Here is a 19,571-nt window from a genome sequence, read left to right as displayed (position 1 = left end):
AGGTCCCCCTCATGGCAGTCCGGCAGTTCCTGGACGCGATCCTCGCCGGCGAGACGTCGCCGCGCGCCTTCGAGGCGCTGCCGCTGCCCGGCTCGTACCGGGCGGCGACGGTGCACCGGGACGACACGGAGATGTTCGCCGGCCAGGCGACCGCGGACAAGGACCCCCGCGCGTCGCTGCGGCTGGAGGAGGTGCCGCTGCCGCCGGTCGGCCCGGGCGAGGCGCTCGTCGCGGTCATGGCGAGCGCGATCAACTACAACACCGTGTGGACGGCGCTGTTCGAGCCGCTCCCCACGTTCACGTTCCTGGAGCGCTACGCCAAGCGCTCCCCGCTCAGCTCGCACCACGACCGGCCGTACCACCAGGTCGGCTCGGACCTGTCCGGCGTGGTGCTGCGGACCGGCCCCGGGGTGCAGAACTGGCGCCCCGGGGACCGGGTGGTGGCGCACTGCCTGTCCGTGGAGATGCAGAGCCCGGACGGGCACGACGACACCATGCTGGACCCGGAGCAGCGGATCTGGGGGTTCGAGACGAACTACGGCGGCCTCGCCGAGATCGCGCTCGTCAAGGCCAACCAGCTCATGCCGAAGCCGGGCCACCTCACCTGGGAGGAGGCGGCCTGCTCGGGCCTCGTGAACTCGACGGCCTACCGGCAGCTCGTGTCCCGCAACGGCGCGCGCCTGAAGCAGGGCGACAACGTGCTGGTGTGGGGCGCGACGGGCGGGCTCGGCTCGTACGCCGTGCAGCTCGCGCTCGCGGGCGGCGCGACGCCGATCTGCGTCGTGTCGTCGGCGGAGAAGGCGGAGCTGTGCCGGGCGATGGGCGCCGAGCTGGTCATCGACCGGGCCGCCGAGGACTACCGGTTCTGGCGGCCGGACGGGACGTCCGACCCGCGCGAGTGGAAGCGGTTCGGCGCCCGGATCCGCGACCTGACGGGCGGCGAGGACCCGGACATCGTGCTGGAGCATCCGGGCCGGGACACCTTCGCCGCCTCGGTGTTCGTGACCCGCCGCGGCGGCACGGTCGTCACCTGCGCGTCGACCACGGGGTTCCGGCACGAGTTCGACAACCGGTACCTGTGGATGAACGTCAAGCGGATCATCGGCTCGCACTTCGCGAACTACCGGGAGGCGTGGGAGGCCAACCGGCTGGTCGCGAAGGGCAAGATCCATCCCACGCTGTCGGTGACGCTGCCGCTGGACGCGGTGGGCGAGGCGACCCACCGCGTCCACCGGAACCTGCACCAGGGCAAGATCGGCGTCCTCTGCATGGCGCCGGAGGAGGGGCTCGGCGTCACCGACGCCGAGCTGCGCGAACGGCACCTCCCGGGCATCACGCGGTTCCGCGCGCCCGCCGAGTGACACCTCGGTCCAAGGCGTATCCCCGCACCCCGCAGGAGAAGGTCTCCCCCAGCCGCCAGGGGGAGACCTTCTTCTTCTGCGTCTTGCTTTTCCGGCTTGCTTTCTCCGGCTTGCTCAGCCCGGGCCGCCTCCTCAGGAGGTGGCGGGGCGCTTCTCCTGCTGGGCGGCGGACGGGGCCGTCCGCGACGGCGGCTTGCCGGGCAGCAGCAGGGCGGGGATGACCGCGGCCAGCGCGAACGCCAGCACCCACCAGAACGTGACGCCGAACGAGTCGGCCATGCCCTGCGGCGTGATCCGGCCGTGCCCGGCCTCGGCGTGCGTGGTGAGCCTGCTCTGCAGGACGATCAGCACCACGGCCGCGCCGAACGAGCCGCCGAGCTGCATCAGGATCCGGCTCGCGGTGGTGGCCCGGGGGATCATCTCGCGCGGCAGGCCGCGCACGGTGATCGCCATGGACGGGACGGTCACCGCGCCGAGCCCCGCCCCGCCGACCACCAGCATGATGCTGATCAGCCACAGGCTCGTGTGCGGCCCGAGGTTCGTGTAGACGTAGGTGGACACGGCGGTCAGCAGCAGCCCGAACAGCGTGATCGGACGCGGCGCGATCTTGTCGGTGAGCTTGCCCGCGAAGTGCAGCGCGAGCCCCATCCCGATGCCCTGCGGGACGAGCAGCAGCCCGGCCTCAAGCGCGCTGTACCCGCGGAGCTGCTGGTAGTAGAGGGGCAGCAGCGCGACGGCGCCGAACAGGGCCGTGGTCCCGACGAACAGGACGGCGGTGCCCGCGGTGAACGTCCGGACCGCCTTGAACAGCCGCAGGTCGATGATCGGCTCGGTCTTCGTGCGCAGCACGTGGAACGCGAACACGAGCAGGAGCACGACGCCGATGGCGAGCGGGGTGTAGGCGTGCCAGTCGGCGAAGCTGACGTAGCGCCCGGCGGCGGTGAAGCCGTAGACGATCACGGCGCAGGCGGGCGACAGCAGCGCCACCCCGAGGACGTCGAGCCGCCGGGTGTCGGGCCGCCGCTCGGCCGGGATCGAGCGGGTCGAGAGCGCGATCGCGAGCAGGCAGATCGGCACGTTCACGAAGAAGATCCAGCGCCAGTTCAGGTCGCTGACCAGCACCCCGCCGAGCACCGGCCCGAGGATCGGGGCGAGCACCGCGGGGATGCCGACGGCGGCCATCGCGCGGCCGAGCCGCCGCGGCCCGGCGGCCTGCGCGAGGACGGCCGTGCCGAGCGGCAGCAGCAGCCCGCCGCCGAGCCCCTGCACGATGCGGAACGCGATCAGGCTGTGCGCCGACCAGGCCACTCCGCACAGCACCGAGCCGAGCAGGAACAGCGCGAGGCACGTGATCCACACCGAGCGGGCGCCGAAGCGGTCCATCGCCCAGCCGGTCAGCGGGATGACCGTGGCCATCGCGAGCAGGTAGCCGCTGCCGACCCACTGGACGGTCAGCAGCGAGACGTCGAACTCCTTGAGCAGCGTGTTGTACGCGACGTTGGTCATGGTCGCGTCGAGCTGGACCATGAGGGCGCCCAGGGTGATCACCACCATGAGCTTGACGAGGGCGGGCGGGAGCCGGGTGTCGTCCGCCCGCGCCGTCGGCGTCTCTGCTTCTGCCTTCATCGGTTCTCCAGGTGAGGGTGCAGTACATATTTACTGCGGACCTGAAGGCGGAGCGCCGGCGCTCCCCGCGCGGGGCGCCGGCGCCCCGCCGCTCAGTCCGCCCGCGGGGTGGCCATGCCGTTCATGAGCTGATCCAGGACGAGGTCGCGCCGGGTGGCGTCGTCGTCCAGCTCCGGACCCCCCGCGCGGAGGATCTGCGCTCCGCGCGGGGCCATGACCGCCATGCCGAACATCGCCGCCATGGCCGTCCCGTGTGCGAGCTCGAAGGGGCGCGCCTTGCTGAAGACGCCCGTCTTCTGCCCGCGGGCGTAGATCTCGGAGAGCGCGCTCGGCAGCATGTCGGCCGTCGGCAGCGGCAGCGTCCGCCAGCCGTTCAGCGCCTCGTGCAGCCAGAGCCCGACGAGCCGGGGACGGCCCATGATGATGTCGGCGAACCCCGAGAGCGCGAAGCGCATGCCCTCGTAGGGCTCCATCGTCACGGCCTTCTCCAGCACGGGCGCCCACGCCGCGCGCAGTTCGGCGAAGCGGTCCTCCAGCGCGGCGGCGTACAGCTTCTCCTTGCTGCCGAAGTGGTGGTAGATCATGCGTTCGTTGACGCCCGCACGCGCGACGATGTCCTGGATGCGGGCCCCCCGGAGGCCGTGCTTGGCGAACTCCGCGGTGGCCGCGTCCAACAGTGCCGCTCTGCTCGTGCTCATGAAGTAAATGTTTACAGAACACCGGCCGTTCTCGCAACCGGACCGGCCCGGGACCCCGGGGGCGGGGCCCGGTCAGGCCGCCCCGGCCCGGCCGTCCCGGCCGGCGCGCTCGGCGAGCGCGGCGGCGACGGCGGCCGGTGTCGGCTGCGCCGCGATCTCCGCGCGGAGCCGGTCCGCGGCGGCGCGCAGCGCGGCGGCGTCCTCGTGCAGCAGGCCCGCGATCGCCGTCTTCAGCGGGCCGTCGGCGGCCTCGCCGACCGACACCGCGGCGCCCGCGCCGGTCGCGGTCAGCAGCCGGGCGTTGAACTGCTGGTCGCCGGAGTTCGTCACGATCAGCTGCGGCACCCCGAGCGCGGCGGCGGTCAGCAGCGTACCGCCGCCGCCCTGGTGGATGATCGCGTCGCAGGACGGCAGCAGCAGGTGCAGCGGGACCTCCTCGGCGATGAGCGTGCCGGGCGGCGGGTCGCCGAGCAGCTCGCGGTCGGACGCCTTGATCGCGAGGACGATCTCCATGTCGAAGTCCGCGAGCGCCTTGAGGATCCACGGGACGAGGAACCCCTCCCGCCCGCCGACCGCGCTGGACGTCATCCCCCACGTCACGCAGACGCGGCGGCGCCCGGACCCGGCGGCCCAGTCCGGCTCGACGCCCGGCCCGTTGTAGGGGACGTAGCGCATCGGCAGCACTCCCGCCCCGGTGCGGGCCTGGAGGCTGGGCGGGCACGGGTCGACGGTGTGGACGGCGTAGTCGGCGGCGGGCTCGACGCCGTGCCGCTCGTACAGCCGCAGCAGCGCGCTCGGCCAGTGGTCCACGGCGATGCCGAGGCCGGGGAAGCCCATGGCGCCGATGACGTCCGGCCCCCACAGGTGCCGGACGAACGGCGCGTCCACCGCCGCCGCGGCGAGCGGACCGGCGAGCGCGAGCGGGTCGGCCACCACCAGCTCGGGCCGCCACCGGCGCGCGTAGCCGACGAGGCCGTCGGCGACGCTCTCGGCGGCGGCGACCTGCGGGGCGAACATCCGCTCCTTCACCGCGCGGCGCTCGGCGGGCGACAGGTTCGCCACCATGTCCGGCGTCAGCGGCTTGCCGCTCGCCTTGCGGGCGCGGCGGCGGGCGGCGATCGCGCCCGCGAAGTCGTAGTCGTCGGCGACGACGGCGGCGGTCAGCCCGGACCGCCTGATCGTGTCCACGATCGCGGGCTGCACCGCGAACCGCACCTCGTGGCCCGCCGCGCGGCAGGCCCAGGCCAGCGGGACCATCGACAGGTAGTGCGTGGACACCGGCATAGGTACGAAAAGGATCCGCATCACAACTCCCCCATCTCAACCGGCGGACAGCCGGGCCTTGTGGCGCAGCGGCTCCCACCACGCCCGGTTCTCGCGGTACCAGTCGGCGACCTCGGCGATCCCGGCGGCGAACGGCGTCGCCGGGACGAAGCCGAGCTGCGTGCGGAGCTTGGTGTCGTCCAGCGCGTACCGCTCGTCGTGGCCCTTGCGGTCGGGGACGTGCCGGACGCGGTCCCATCCGGCGCCGCACGCGTCCAGCAGCAGCCCGGTCAGCTCCCGGTTGCTCAGCGCGGTGTCCCCGCCGATGTTGTAGACCTCCCCGGCGCGCCCCTCGGTGAGGACGAGGTGCAGCGCGCGGCAGTGGTCGTCGACGTGCAGCCATTCGCGGACGTGGTGCCCGTCGCCGTACAGCGGGACGTCCTTCCCGTCGATCAGGTTGGTGATGAAGAGGGGGATGACCTTCTCGGTGAACTGGTACGGCCCGTAGTTGTTGGAGCAGCGGGTGATCGTGACCTTCAGCTTGTGGCTCTGCCAGTAGGCGCGGGCGATCAGGTCGCCGCCCGCCTTGGACGCCGCGTACGGCGAGTTCGGGGCGAGCGGCGACTCCTCGGTCCAGGCGCCCTCGCCGATCGACCCGTAGACCTCGTCGGTCGAGACGATCACGACCCGGTCGACGCCGGTGTGGCGGCAGGCTTCGAGGAGGGTCTGCACGCCGAGGACGTTCGTCCGGACGAAGGCGTCCCCGCTGAGCAGCGACCGGTCGACGTGGGTCTCGGCGGCGAAGTGCAGGACGGCCTCGTGCCCGGGCAGCAGCGACGCCAGCAGCGCGGCGTCGCAGACGTCGCCCTGGACGAAGTCGAGCCGCGGGTGCGACATCGGCAGGTTGGCCGGGTTCCCGGAGTAGGTCAGCTTGTCGAGGACGGTGATCCGCGCGTCCTCCAGCCCCCGGTAGCGCCCTTCGAGCGCGCAGCGGACGTAGTGGGAGCCGATGAACCCCGCTCCCCCGGTGACGAGCAGCCTCACGCGTCCCCACCTTCACCTTTCTGGGGGCCGCCCCCCGGCCCCTCGGTCCGTCCCGCGACCTCGATCCGGCCATCGTCGCCCACCACCAGGCGGTGGGCGGCCGGTCCGCCGTCCGGCGCGCCGGGCGGCGGGCCGACCAGCGCGTTCCGGCCGATGACCGAACCGGCGATCGGGCCGACGCCGGTGACGTGCGCGCCGTCCAGCAGCATCGAGTGCCGGACGTCGGCGTCCTCCAGCAGGCAGCCCGCGCCGAGCGAGGTGCCGGGGCCGATCCGGCTGCCGCGCACGACGCAGCCGGGGCCGAGCAGCGCCGGGCCGGTGATCACGGACCGCTCGATCAGGGCGTCCTCGGCGACGACGACGGGGCCGGTGATGACGGTCCCGGCGGTGACGGCGCCGCGGACCTCGGGGCGGAGGCGCTCCAGCAGCGTCCGGTTGCAGTCGAGCAGCCCGTCGACGGTGCCGGTGTCGTGCCAGGGACCGGCGAGCAGGCGGGCCTGCACGTCCCGGCCCTGCGACACGAGCCACTGGACGGCGTCGGTGATCTCCAACTCGCCTCGCGCGCTCGGTTTGATCGCGCGGACGGCCTCGTGGATCTGCGCGCTGAAGAAATAGACGCCGGTGACGGCGAGGTCGCTGCGCGGGCGGTCCGGTTTCTCCTCTACGCCGAGGACGCGCCCGGTGTCGTCGACCTCGGCTATCCCGCATTCGGTGGGCTCGGCGGCCTTGGCGACGACGAGCTGCGCCGCGGGCCGCCGCTCCTGGAACTCAAGGAGCGGTTCGCCGATGCCGTCGGCGAACACGTTGTCGGCGAGGTACATCACGAAGTCGTCGTCGGCGAGGAAGTCGCGGGCGATGAGGACGCAGTGCGCGAGCCCGAGCGGCTCGTCCTGCGGCAGGTAGGTGACGCTCATGCCGAACCGGGAGCCGTCGCCGACGGCGGCGCGGACGGCCTCGCCCGGGGCGCTGACGATGATGCCGGTCTCGGTGACGCCCGCGGCGCGGAGCGCGTCCAGCACATGGAAGAGCACGGGCGCGTTGGCCACCGGGACGAGCTGTTTCGGAATGGTGTGGCTGAACGGCCGCAGCCGGGTGCCGTGACCGCCGGCCAAAACCAGGGCCTTCATAATCGACCTTTCCTGTACCGGTCAATTCCGTGGAATGCCGGTTGATCGCTGCCGGTCAAATGGTGGGGCCGGCCGGACCGCGTCGCGCCCGGCTCCGGATGTCGTCGACCAGCGCCGCGTGCCGCAGCAGCCGGTCGGCGTACGGGTCGAAGACCGCGCCGTCCCGCACCGCCCGCGCGAACGCGCGGACGAGCTGGGCGAACTGGTCGTCGGGCGGAAGGGTGATCTCCTCGGCGTGGTCCTGGCGGACCACCCGCAGGGTCGGGTTCAGGGTGGGCGGCGGGGTGAAGGCCCGCTCCAGGACGATCCGTCCCTCGCTGCCCCAGATCTCGTACATGGACCGGTAGGACGACCGGAACCCGAACGAGAGGTGCGCGGGCACGCCGCCGGGGGTGTGCAGCAGCGCCGCGCCCTCCAGGTCGACGCCCAGGTCGTGGTCGACGCGCAGGACGGACCCGGCGACCGACAGCTCCTCACCGAGGAACATCAGCGCCGCCTGCACCGGGTACACGCCGACGTCGAGCAGCGCTCCACCGCCGAGTTCCGCCTGGTAGCGGACGTCGGACGGGTCGAGCGGCGGGATCCCGAAGGCGCTGGCGAACGACCGCACCTCGCCGATCCGCCCGCTCTCGACGAGCCGCCGGACGGCGGTGTGCTGGGAGTGGTGGCGGAACATGAAGTCGTCCATCAGCCACAGCCCGGCCCGCTTCGCCTCGGCGACCAGTTCGGCGGCCTCGTCCAGCGTGGCGGTGAGCGGCTTCTCGACGAGGACGTGCTTGCCCGCCTCCAGCGCCCGCAGCGCCCACCGGTGGTGCAGGCCGGTCGGGACGGCGACGTACACGGCGTCCACGTCGGGACGGTCCAGGAGGTTCGCGTAACCGGTGACGGGGGCGCCGCCGAAGCGTCCGGCGAACTCGGCGGCCTTCGCGGCGTCCCGGCTCGCCAGCGCGGTGATCGCGACGTCCTCGACCCGCGCCATGGCGGGCAGCACCTTGCGTCCCGCGATGGCGGCGCAGCCGAGCACGCCGATGCGCAGCGCGTCGCTCAACGAGGCCCCGCCTTTCTGGGGGGCGTCCCCCAGACCCCCGAAGGGGAGCTTCCTGATCCTCGCTTCGCTGCGGTCACGCCGCCTCCCTTACCTCCGAGGAAGGCAAGCGAACTAGGGCCCGCTGAAGCCGCGACAATGCGCCGCCAATTTGCACCGCGCCTAGCCCCGGGTTAGGGCGGCTTAAGCGGCCGCTTTGACGATGAAGCGTCAGGCAGCGCCACCAATCAGGCGGGAGTCCCATGAACACCGCGACAGCCATCACCCTTGAGGACATCAAGGAGATCTGCCACACCACCATCGTTTTCGGTGGCAAACCGGAAAGCGGAGAGGGCGCGCAATTCGGCGTCAACCTCGGGTCCAGCGTCGAGTTCGAGGACGAGCTGTACGACGCCGACGGCACGCAGATCGGCACCGCGACCGGCACCTCGGTGATCTTCGCCCGGCCGGACGGCACCATCATGCAGATCGTCAGCGCCCGCGACGACTACGCGGACGGCAGCGTCACCTGGTCGGGCACGTACACGATGTTCCCGGTGACCGAGCCGAAGTCGGTGCCCGCGCACGGGATCAGCGGCCGCTACCACGGCCTCGCCGGCACCCGCACCTTCCAGCTCCTCGACCGGCCGGACCCCGAGACGTCGCTCATCAAGTCCAGCCTCGTCCTGAACGGCTGACCAGGGGGGCACCCAGCAGATGACTGTGGAGGATCGGCTTCGCGACTACCTCCGGAGGGTGACCGCCGAGCTGCAGCAGACGCGGGAGCGGCTGGCCGCGGCGGACGCGGGCGCGCACGAGCCCATCGCGATCGTCGGCACGGCCTGCCGCTTCCCCGGCGGCGTGGAAGGCCCGGCGGACCTGTGGCGGCTGGTGGAGTCCGGGACGGACGCGGTCACCGAGTTCCCGTCCGGGCGGGGCTGGGACGTCGGCGCGCTGTACGACCCGGACCCGGACCGGCCGGGGAAGAGCTACACGCGCGAGGGCGGCTTCCTGCACGACGCCGGCCTGTTCGACCCGGTCTTCTTCGGCATCAGCCCGCGCGAGGCGCTGGCCGTCGACCCGCAGCAGCGGCTCCTGCTGGAGACCACCTGGGAGGCCTTCGAGCGGGCGGGCCTGCGGCCGGGCGCCCTGCGCGGCAGCCGGACCGGCGTCTTCACCGGGATCATGTACGGCGACTACGCGGCGCGGCTGCTCGGGAACGTCCCGTACGAGCTGGAGGGCTACCTCAACGCGGGCAGCTCCTACAGCCTCGCGTCGGGCCGGCTCGCCTACACGTTCGGGCTGGAGGGCCCGGCGGTCAGCGTCGACACGGCGTGCTCGTCGTCGCTGGTCACGATGCACCTGGCGGCGCAGGCGCTGCGCAGCGGCGAGTGCGACCTGGCGCTCGCGGGCGGCGCGACGGTGATGGCGACGCCGATGCTGTTCGTGGAGTTCAGCAGGCAGCGCGGGATGGCGCCCGACGGGCGCTGCAAGTCGTTCGCCGCCGCGGCGGACGGCGCCGGATGGGCCGAGGGCGTCGGGATGCTCCTGCTCGAACGCCTGTCGGACGCGCGGGCGAACGGCCATCCGGTGGTGGCCGTGATCCGCGGGTCGGCCGTCAACCAGGACGGCGCGAGCAGCCGCCTCACGGCGCCGAACGGGCCTGCGCAGCAGCGCCTCATCCGGGCCGCACTCGCCAACGCCCGGCTCCGGTCGGACGAGGTCGACGCGGTCGAGGCGCACGGCACCGGCACGACGCTCGGCGACCCGATCGAAGCGCAGGCACTGCTGGCGACCTATGGGCAGGAACGGCCCGCCGACAGGCCGTTGTGGCTCGGGTCGATCAAGTCGAACATCGGGCACGCCCAAGCGGCGGCGGGCGTCGCCGGGGTCATCAAGATGGTCGAGGCGATGCGGCACGGCGTGCTGCCGAAGACGCTCCATGTCGACGCTCCCTCGCCGCATGTCGACTGGGACTCCGGGGCGGTCAGCCTGCTGACGGAGGCGACCCCCTGGCCGGAGCGGGACGGTCCGCGCCGGGCGGCCGTGTCGTCGTTCGGCATCAGCGGGACGAACGCCCACGTCATCCTCGAAGAAGGGGCGGCCGTTCCCGCCGAGGTGGAGCCGCCTGAACGCCCGCTGCCGATCGTGCTGTCGGCCAAGACCGAATCCGCTCTGCTCTCGCAGGCCGAGCGGCTGCGGGAATTCGTTGCAGGGAATCCCGAGACCGGGATGGCCGACATCGCCCATACGCTGGCGAACGGGCGCACTCATTTCCAGTATCGCGGCGGTGTCGTCGCGCGGACCGCCGACGAGCTCGTCGAGCGGTTGCGGGACGTGCGGCCGGTCGATGAGAAGCGGGGGAAGGTCGCCTTCCTCTATTCCGGGCAGGGCTCGCAGCAGGCCGGGATGGGACGGGAGCTGTACGAGGCGTTCCCGGTGTTCGCCGAGGCGCTGGACGCGGCGTGCGCGCACCTGGACCCGCAGCTCAAGGACGTCATGTTCGCCGACGACCCCGAGCGGCTGAACCAGACCCTTTACACGCAGCCCGCCTTGTTCGCCTACCAGGTCGCCCTTCACGCGCTCCTGGCGGACTGGGGCGTCACGCCGGACTTCCTGCTCGGGCATTCGCTCGGGGAACTGACGGCCGCTCACACGTCCGGGACGCTGTCGCTCTCGGACGCCGCCGCGCTGGTCACCGCCCGGGCCCGCGCGATGCACGAGACTCCGGTGGGCGCGATGGCCGCCATCGGCGCGGCGCCCGACGAGATCGCCGGGACACTTCCCGAGGGCGTGAGCGTCGCGGCCGTCAACACCGCGACCAGTTGCGTGATCTCCGGGCCCGCGGAGGCGGTGCGCGAGATCGCGGGGCGGTGGAAGGAGCGGGGACGGCGGACGCGGATCCTCACGACGAATCGCGCGTTCCATTCGCCGCTGATGGAGCGGGCCGTCGAGCCGTTGACGGCCGCGGCCCGCGGTCTCGCGCACGGCGACGCGTCCGTTCCCGTCATCTCCAACCTCACCGGGGAACCGGCCGACCACCGGCCGGGGTACTGGGCGGAGCACCTGCTCGGGACGGTGAACTACCACCGGGCCGTTCGATACCTGGATGAGCAGGGCGTCACGACGTACATCGAGATCGGGCCGGACGCGACGCTCACCGCGCTGACCGCCGACACCAGCTCGGCGGCGACCATCGCCCTGCAGAATCCGAAGCGGCCGCAGGCGTCGGAACTTCTCTCGGGTGTCGTGAACATCCACAGCAGCGGTGCGGCCGTGGATTGGGCGAAGGTCCTTCCAGAAGGACATCACGCCGAACTGCCCACGTACGCGTTCGAACGGCGCCGCTTTTGGCTCGACGCGCGTCCCGCGACGGCAGGGGGCTCGGGGCATCCGTTCCTCGGCGAGGTCATCTCGCTGGAGGACGAGGGCTATCTGCTGACCGGCCGGGTCTCGCTGGAAACGCATCCGTGGCTCGCCGACCACGCCGTTCAGGGGACCGTTCTCTTTCCCGGCACGGCGTTCCTGGAATTGGCATCGCACGCGGCTCGCGAGATCGGGTGCGACACGGTCGAGGAACTCACGCTGGACGCTCCGCTCGTGCTCCCGGAGGGCGGGAGCGTGCGGCTCCAGGTCCGGGTCGGCCCGGCGGACGGTGACGGGCGGCGGGACGTGAGCGTCCGCGCCGAGTCCGAGTCGGTCTGGACGCGGCACGCCACCGGCATCCTCGCGGTGCGCGCGGATCCCGCTGCGCCTGCTTCTGACCTGGCCGTCTGGCCGCCGTCCGGGGCCGAGGCGATCGGGCTCGACGGGCTCGCCGACCGGCTCGCGGACGCGGGCCTCGGCTACGGCCCCGCCTTCCAAGGGCTGCGGCGCGCCTGGCGGCACGGCGACGACCTGCTGGCCGAGGTCGCGCTGCCCGAGGAGATCACCGACGCGGCGGCGTTCGCGCTGCACCCGGCGCTGCTCGACGCGGCGCTGCACCCGACCATGGCTGTCGAGGACTCCGGCGCGGCGCGGCTGCCCTTCTCCTGGACCGGTGTGACCGTCCACAAGCCGGGGGCGTCGCGGACACGGGTGCGGTTGTCGCCGTCCGGTTCCGGCTCGTGGTCGTTGACCGTGGCGGACGGGGACGGCGCGCCGGTGGCGTCGGTGGAGGCGCTGGCCACCCGTCCGGCGTCGTTCCCCGGCCATCGGGACTCGCTGTTCCAACTCGACTGGGTACCCGTTGACGACGATGCGTCCGAGGAGCCGTTCACCGTTCTCAGCGGACCGGACGAGCTCGCCGAATTGAGCGGCGGTCCGGTTCCGAGCGTCGTGCTGTGGCATTGCGAAGGGTCGGGCGGATCGGAGTTCATGGACGGCGTCCACGGCGGCGTCAGCGAAGCGCTCCGATTGGTGCAGGAATGGCTTTCCGTTGAGGCGCTGAGTTCTTCTCTGCTGGTCGTCGCCACTCACGGGGCGGTTTCCGTAGGGGACGGCGAGCCCGTCCGGGACCTTTCCCGCGCCGCCGTCTGGGGCCTGCTGGCCGCCGCGCAGACCGAGAACCCCGGGCGCATCGCGCTGATCGACCTCGATGACCGGAGCGGCTCCGCCGACGCGCTTCCCGGCGCGGTGGCGAAGGCGCTGGCCGGGGAACCGCGGCTCGCCGTCCGGGACGGCGAGGTCGTCGCGCCGCGCGTCGTGCGAGCCGGTTCCGATGGGGCGCTGACCCCGCCGGACGGCGTGCCGAACTGGCGGCTTTCCGTGTCCGCGCCGGGCACGCTGGAGAACCTGGAACTGGTGGAGAACCCGGAGGCGGTCGCTCCGCTCGGACCCGGCCAGATCCGCGTGGAACTGCGCGCCGCCGGGGTCAATTTCCGCGACGTGCTGATGACGCTCGGAATGTATCCGGGCGACGCCGTCCTGGGCGGCGAGGGCGCGGGGATCGTCACCGAGGTCGGGGCCGACGTCACGGGCCTGTCGGTCGGTGACCGGGTCATGGCGCTGTTCACCGGAATGCTCGGGCCGGTCGCGGTGACCGATCACCGATTGGCGGTCCGCGTCCCGGACGGTTGGTCGTTCGCGCAGGCCGCGACCACGCCCGTGGTGTTCCTGACCGCCTATTACGGCTTGCGTGATCTGGCCGGGATCAGTTCTGGGCAGCGCGTGCTCATCCACGCGGCGGCGGGCGGGGTCGGCATGGCCGCCACCCAGCTCGCGCGCCACTGGGGCGCCGAGGTCTACGGCACCGCCAGCCCCGGCAAATGGGCGACTCTCGAAAACCGGGGGCTCGCCGCCGACCACATCGCCAATTCCCGGACGCTCGACTTCCGGGACGCGTTCCCGGGCGGTCTCGACATCGTCCTGAACTCGCTCGCCGGGGACTTCGTCGACGCCTCCCTCGACCTTCTCAAGCCCGGCGGCCACTTCCTCGAAATGGGGAAGACCGATCTGCGGGATTCCGTCGGCGGCGGCGTCCGGTACCTGCCCTTCGACCTCAGCGAGGCCGACCCGGACCGCGTCCGGGAAATGCTCGGCACGCTCGTCGAGCTCTTCGAGGCGGGTGCGCTCACCCCGCTGCCCGTCACGGCGTTCGACGTGCGGCAGGCGCCGCGGGCGTTCCGCCTGCTGAGCCAGGGCCGGACGATCGGGAAGGTCGCCCTGACGCTGCCGCCCGCCCTGGACCCCGAGGGCACGGTCCTGATCACCGGTGGGACGGGGGCGCTCGGCACGCTGGTGGCGCGGCATCTCGTCCGCGAGCACGGCGTCCGCCGCCTGGTGCTCGCCAGCCGCCGGGGCCCGGCCGCCGACACGGCCGCCGACACCGCCGCCGAGCTGCGGGGACTCGGCGCCGACGTCACCATCGCGGCCTGCGACGTCGCGGACCGCGACGCCCTCGCCCGGCTGCTCAAGGACGTCCCGGCGGAGCATCCGCTGACGGCGGTGATCCACGCCGCCGGGGTCCTGGACGACGGGACGTTCGACGCGCTCACGCCCGAACGCGTCGGTGAGGTGCTGCGCGCGAAGGCCGACGCGGCGTGGAACCTGCACGAGCTGACCGCCGGGGCCGACCTGTCGGCGTTCGTCCTGTTCTCGTCGGTCGCCGGGGTCCTGGGCTCCGCCGGGCAGGCCGGTTACGCGGCCGCGAACGCCTTCCTGGACGCGCTGGCCCGGCACCGCCGGGCCGAGGGGCTGCCCGCCACGTCCCTCGCCTGGGGCCTGTGGGACAACGGCTCCGGAATGGCCGGGGACCTGGACGGCGCCGATCTCGCGCGAATGCGGCGCACCGGAATACGCGCGCTCTCCCCCGAGGAAGGGCTCGCCTTGTTCGACGCCCGCGACGCGGGCCCGGCGGTCCTCATTCCCGCCCGTCTCGACACGGCGGCATTGCGGGCGCAGGCCGAATCCGGCGTGCTGCCCGCCATTCTCGGACGGCTCGTCCAGCGCGGCGCGCGGCGGGCGGCGGCGCCGTCCGGCGAGACCGGCGAGACCGGCGAGACGTGGCGGCGGCGGCTCGCGGAACTGGCGGAGGACGATCGCCGCGAGGCGCTGGTGGACCTCGTGCGCACCGAGTCCGTCGCGGTGCTCGGGCACGACTCGCCGTCCGTGCTGAAGAGCGACCAGGCGTTCAAGGAGGCCGGGTTCGACTCCCTCACCGGCGTCGAGCTGCGGAACCGGCTGAGCACGCGCACCGGGCTGCGGCTGCCGTCCACGCTGGTCTTCGACCATCCGACGCCCGCCGCGCTCGCCGACCACCTGCTGGCGCTCTTCGTCCCCGGCGACGCGGCGGCGGGCCCGCCCGCGCTCGCCGAGCTGGGACGGCTGGAGTCGGCGGTGCTCGCCGCCGCGGCGGATCCGGGGACGCGCGCGGACGTGACCGAGTCCCTGACCGCGCTGCTGCAGAAAGTGCGCGAGATCGGCGACGCGGCGGACGACGCCGACTCCGCGGACATCGCGGCGCGGCTCGACGCGGCGACCGACGAGGACCTCTTCGATTTCATTGAGAACGAACTCTAGGGCTGGCGGGACAATGAGCAACGAGGACACCCTGCGCGGCTATCTCAAGCGCGTCACCGCCGATCTGCACGACGCGCGCCGGCGCCTCCGCGACATCGAGTCGAAGAACCACGAGCCCATCGCCATCGTCGCGATGGGATGCCGTTTCCCGGGGAACGTCAGGTCGCCCGGGGAACTGTGGGATCTCGTGGCGCGCGGCGACGAGGCCATTTCCGGGTTCCCGGAGGCGCGGGGCTGGAACGCCGACGACCTCTACGACCCGGACCCGGACGTGCCGGGAAAGACGTACTGCGTCCGCGGCGGTTTCGTGGCGGACGCCGAGAAGTTCGACGCCGAGTTCTTCGGGATCAGCCCGCGCGAGGCGCTGGCGATGGACCCGCAGCAGCGCCTTCTCCTGGAGTCGTCATGGGAGGCCCTTGAGCGCGCCGCGATCGACCCGGCCACGTTGCGCGGCAGCCGGACGGGCGTCTTCACCGGAGTCGCGACGGCGGAATACGCGACGATGCGGTACGGCGGCCCGCCCGAGTCCGAGGGCTACCTGCTGACCGGAATTCTCGCCAGCGTCGCGTCCGGGCGCCTCGCCTATTCGCTCGGCTTGGAGGGCCCGGCGGTCAGCATCGACACGGCGTGCTCGTCGTCGCTCGTCGCCCTCCATCTGGCCGTCCAGTCACTGCGGAACGGCGAATGCGACCTGGCGCTCGCGTGCGGCGCGACGGTCATGACGTCGCCCGGCGTCTTCGTGGAGTTCAGCCGCCAGCGGGGCCTGTCGCCGGACGGGCGCTGCAAGGCGTTCTCCGCCGCCGCCGACGGGACGGGCTGGGCCGAGGGCGCCGGTGTCCTGGTGGTCGAACGGCTGTCGGACGCCCAGGCGAACGGCCACCCGATCGTGGCGGTCGTGCGGGGTTCGGCGGTCAACCAGGACGGCGCGAGCAATGGCCTGACGGCGCCTAACGGGCCGTCGCAGCAGCGGGTGATCCGGGCCGCGCTCGCCAATTCCGGACTGAAGCCGGAGGACGTCGACGCCGTCGAGGCCCACGGCACCGGAACCACGCTCGGCGACCCGATCGAAGCGCAGGCATTGCTCGCCACTTACGGGCAGGAACGGCCTTCCGACCGGCCGCTGCGGCTCGGCTCGATCAAGTCGAACATCGGCCACACCCAGGCCGCCGCGGGCGTCGCCGGAATCATCAAAATGGTCGAGGCGATGCGCCACGGCGTCCTACCGAAAACGCTGCACGTGGACGAGCCTTCACCGCACGTCGACTGGGAATCCGGCGCCGTCAGCCTCCTCACCGAGCAGATCGACTGGCCGGAGATCGACCGTCCCCGGCGCTCGGCGGTCTCGTCGTTCGGGATCAGCGGGACGAACGCGCACGTCATCCTCGAACAGGCGCCGGAGGCTGACGTCCCCGAGCCGGTGCGGCCGGAGCACCCGCTGCCGGTTCTCCTGTCGGCCAAGACCGAAACCGCCTTGCGGGAGCAGGCGGCGCGGCTGCGCGAATTCGTCACTTCCGAGCCCTCGGCCGAACTCACCGACATCGCCCACACGCTGGCGACCGGACGCGCCCACTTCGAGCACCGCGCGGCCATCGTCGCCGCCGACCTCGCCGAACTGCGGCACGCCCTTGAGGGGGAGGTCGTCGGCGAATCCGTCCGGCACTCGGGCAAGGTCGCGTTCCTTTACTCGGGCCAGGGTTCGCAGCACGCGGGAATGGGCCGGGAACTGTATGAGACGTTCCCCGTCTTCGCCGAGGCCCTGGACGCCGTCTGCGAACACCTCGATCCGCGACTCAAGCAGATCATGTTCGCCGACGACCCCGAGGAACTGAACCAGACCCTTTACACCCAGCCCGCCCTGTTCGCCTACCAAACAGCACTCCACGCCCTCCTCACAGACTGGGGAATCACCCCCCACTTCCTGGTCGGGCATTCGCTGGGCGAGATCACCGCCGCCCACACCTCCGGGACGCTCTCCCTCGCGGACGCGTCCGCGCTGGTCACAGCACGCGCCCGCGCCATGCACGACACCCCCGCCGGGGCCATGGCCGCCATCAACGCCTCCCCCGACGAAATCACCCTCACCGACGGCGTCAGCATCGCGGCCGTCAACACGGCGCACAGCACGGTCATCTCCGGCCCGCGCGACGCCGTAGAGGAAATCGCCCAGCACTGGAAGGACCAAGGACGGCGCACCCGCCTGCTCACCACCAACCGCGCCTTCCACTCCTCCCTCATGGACCAAGCCGTCGAGCCACTGACCGAAGCGGCCCGCGCCATCACCCACAACCCGGCGTCCATTCCGGTGATCTCCAATCTCACCGGACAACCCGCCGAACACACCCCCGAATACTGGGCCGAACACCTCCTCGGCACGGTCGACTTCCACAAGGCCGTCCAATACCTGGATGAGCAGGGCGTCACCACCTACATCGAAATAGGACCCGACACCACGCTCACCGCCCTCACGGCGGACACCACCACCGCGACGACCATTCCGCTCCAGAACCCGAAGCAGCCGCAGACCTCGACGCTGCTCGGCAACATCACCCAGGTCCACAACACCGGAGTCCCGGTCGACTGGACGAAGATCATCCCGGCCGGACGCCACACCGACCTCCCCACCTACCCGTTCGAGGAGAAGCCCTACTGGATCGACGCGCCCGCGACAAGTGCCGATCTGCGCACCGCCGGGCTGACGTCCACCGGGCACCCGCTCCTCAGCGCGGTCGTGGAACTCCCCGACGACCAGGGGCACGTCTTCACCGGGACGCTCTCCCTCAAATCGCAGCCGTGGCTCGCCGACCACATCGTCTACGACACGGCCGTCCTGCCCGGGACGGCCTATGTCGAGTTCGCCCTTCACGCCGCGAACTACATCGGCTACGACACGGTCGAGGAACTGACCCACCACGCCGCGCTGGGCGTCCAGGACGGCGAGGTCTTCCAGATCCGGCTGGCGATCGGCCCGGAGGACGGGAACGGCGGGCGTTCGTTCACCGTCCATTCCCGTCCGGAGGACGCGGCGCGCGACACCGAATGGACGCGGCACGCCACCGGCCTGATCACCTCCACGTCCCCCGAGCCCGTGGCGCTGACCGCGTGGCCGCCCGCGAGCGCCGAGCCGCTCGACCCCGACGAGATCTACCGCTTCCTCGGCAATCTCGGATTCGACTACGGCCCGATGTTCCTCGGAGTGCGCGCCGCCTGGCAGCGCGACCAGACCTTCTACGCGGAAGTGGCGCTCCCCGACGACGCGCGGGCCGGGGCCTTCGGCATCCACCCGGCCCTACTGGACTGCGCGCTGCACACCTTCGTCGTCCAGGGCGCGGACCGGTTGAGCGTGCCCTTCTCGTGGAGCGGCGTGTCGCTGCACGCGCCGGGCGCCGACCGCCTCCGGGTGCGGATCGACGTGCGGGCGTCCGATTCGGTGCGGCTCGTGCTGGCGGACGGCTCCGGCGCCCCGGTCGCGACGATCGGCGGCCTCGCCGTCCGGCCCATGCCCGCCGACCGGATCGGCTCCGGCGGCGGCGACACCGTCTACCAGGTCGACTGGACGCCGATCGAGAGCGGCGCCGAAACGGAATGGGCGCTCCTCGGCGAGCCGTTCCCCTCGCTGGCCGCCGCGGGCGTTCCCGCCTTCGCCGACCTCGCCGTGCTGACCGAGGCCCTCGACAACGGCGAGCGGCCTCCGTCGACCATTCTGGTTTGCCACGGCACCGGCGACGGCAACGGGACGGGCTCCGCGGAGCAGGCCCGTTCCGCCACCCGGCGGCTCCTCGGCCTCGTCCGGGAATGGCTCGCCGACGAGCGGCTCGCGGACGTCCGGCTCGCGGTCGCCACGCGCGGCGCGGTGGCCGTCCGCCCGGGCGACCCCGTCACCAGCCTGGCCGCCGCGCCCGCCTGGGGCCTGATGCGCGCGGCGCAGTCGGAGCACCCCGGACGTTTCACGCTCATCGACCTCGACGCCGAGGAGGCGAGCGCGGCCGCCCTCCCGGCGGCGCTCGGCGTCGGCGACGAATCGCAACTCGTCCTGCGCGACGGAACCCCGCACGCCTTCCGCCTCCCGCGAGCCGACGTCGCCGCCGCGCCGTCCGCGAGCCCGTTCGGCCCGGACGGCACCGTCCTGATCACGGGCGGCACCGGCAGCCTCGGCCGCCTCATCGCGCGGCACCTGGTGGACGAGCACGGCGTCCGCCGCCTGCTCGTCATCAGCCGCCAGGGCCCGGACGCCGCGAACGCCGCCGAACTCCACGAACTGCAGGCCGAGGTCACGGTCGCCGCGTGCGACGCCGCCGACCGGGAGGCCCTCGCCGACCTCCTCGCGCGGCACCCGGTGACGGCGGTCGTCCACGCCGCCGGTGTCCTGGACGACGCGACCATCGCGAACCTCGAACCGGAGCGGCTCGACGCCGTCCTGCGCCCGAAGGTC

At 72.5% G+C, this 19,571-nt stretch carries 10 protein-coding genes; 4 read left to right on the top strand and 6 right to left on the bottom strand.

What is annotated here, in order from left to right:
• Nucleotides 1-11 precede the first annotated feature (11 nt).
• A complete protein-coding gene (gene ccrA / locus ACH01S_RS28395) occupies nucleotides 12-1,361 on the top strand; it encodes a crotonyl-CoA carboxylase/reductase (protein ID WP_067898170.1) in 1,350 nt (449 codons plus the stop codon).
• A 132-nt stretch (nucleotides 1,362-1,493) separates the two neighbouring features.
• Here the strand turns inward: ccrA and ACH01S_RS28390 are convergent, their stop codons facing one another.
• From ACH01S_RS28390 to ACH01S_RS28365, 6 genes are all read right to left on the bottom strand, one after another.
• Complete coding sequence (locus tag ACH01S_RS28390; protein ID WP_067898167.1) at nucleotides 1,494-2,987, bottom strand: MDR family MFS transporter; 1,494 nt, start codon at nucleotides 2,985-2,987, stop codon at nucleotides 1,494-1,496.
• Nucleotides 2,988-3,079: 92 nt separating this feature from the next.
• On the bottom strand, nucleotides 3,080-3,685 hold the full coding sequence (locus ACH01S_RS28385; RefSeq protein ID WP_083981236.1) for a TetR/AcrR family transcriptional regulator: 606 nt from the start codon (nucleotides 3,683-3,685) through the stop codon (nucleotides 3,080-3,082).
• 72 nt (nucleotides 3,686-3,757) lie between these two features.
• Nucleotides 3,758-4,990 carry a nucleotide disphospho-sugar-binding domain-containing protein gene (locus ACH01S_RS28380; protein ID WP_067898163.1) on the bottom strand — a complete coding sequence of 411 codons (1,233 nt, stop codon included), beginning with the start codon at nucleotides 4,988-4,990 and terminating at the stop codon, nucleotides 3,758-3,760.
• A gap of 15 nt (nucleotides 4,991-5,005) precedes the next feature.
• Nucleotides 5,006-5,992: a dTDP-glucose 4,6-dehydratase gene (rfbB, locus tag ACH01S_RS28375; protein ID WP_067898160.1), complete on the bottom strand. Its 987-nt coding sequence runs from the start codon at nucleotides 5,990-5,992 to the stop codon at nucleotides 5,006-5,008.
• Nucleotides 5,989-7,119: a glucose-1-phosphate thymidylyltransferase gene (locus ACH01S_RS28370; RefSeq protein WP_067898157.1), complete on the bottom strand. Its 1,131-nt coding sequence runs from the start codon at nucleotides 7,117-7,119 to the stop codon at nucleotides 5,989-5,991. Before ACH01S_RS28370 ends, rfbB begins: the two co-directional genes overlap by 4 nt.
• A gap of 55 nt (nucleotides 7,120-7,174) precedes the next feature.
• The gene (locus ACH01S_RS28365) at nucleotides 7,175-8,167 is read right to left on the bottom strand and encodes a Gfo/Idh/MocA family protein (protein ID WP_067898155.1); all 993 of its coding nucleotides are present in this window, start codon (nucleotides 8,165-8,167) and stop codon (nucleotides 7,175-7,177) included.
• A 239-nt stretch (nucleotides 8,168-8,406) separates the two neighbouring features.
• On the opposite strand from ACH01S_RS28365, the gene ACH01S_RS28360 reads away from it, so the two are divergent.
• The 3 genes from ACH01S_RS28360 to ACH01S_RS28350 all read left to right on the top strand — a co-directional run.
• The gene (locus tag ACH01S_RS28360) at nucleotides 8,407-8,841 is read left to right on the top strand and encodes an allene oxide cyclase barrel-like domain-containing protein (protein WP_067898151.1); all 435 of its coding nucleotides are present in this window, start codon (nucleotides 8,407-8,409) and stop codon (nucleotides 8,839-8,841) included.
• Nucleotides 8,842-8,860: 19 nt separating this feature from the next.
• Nucleotides 8,861-15,142 (top strand): type I polyketide synthase, encoded by a 6,282-nt coding sequence (locus ACH01S_RS28355; protein ID WP_067898148.1) that lies wholly within the window; start codon nucleotides 8,861-8,863, stop codon nucleotides 15,140-15,142.
• Nucleotides 15,143-15,155: 13 nt separating this feature from the next.
• A partial coding sequence (locus ACH01S_RS28350; RefSeq protein ID WP_157406327.1) for a type I polyketide synthase occupies nucleotides 15,156-19,571 on the top strand: 4,416 nt, incomplete at its 3' end.

The organism is Actinomadura chibensis NBRC 106107 (genome assembly GCF_001552135.1).
GTDB classification, from domain to species: domain Bacteria; phylum Actinomycetota; class Actinomycetes; order Streptosporangiales; family Streptosporangiaceae; genus Spirillospora; species Spirillospora chibensis.
This window is presented reverse-complemented; position numbering and strand designations above follow the sequence as displayed.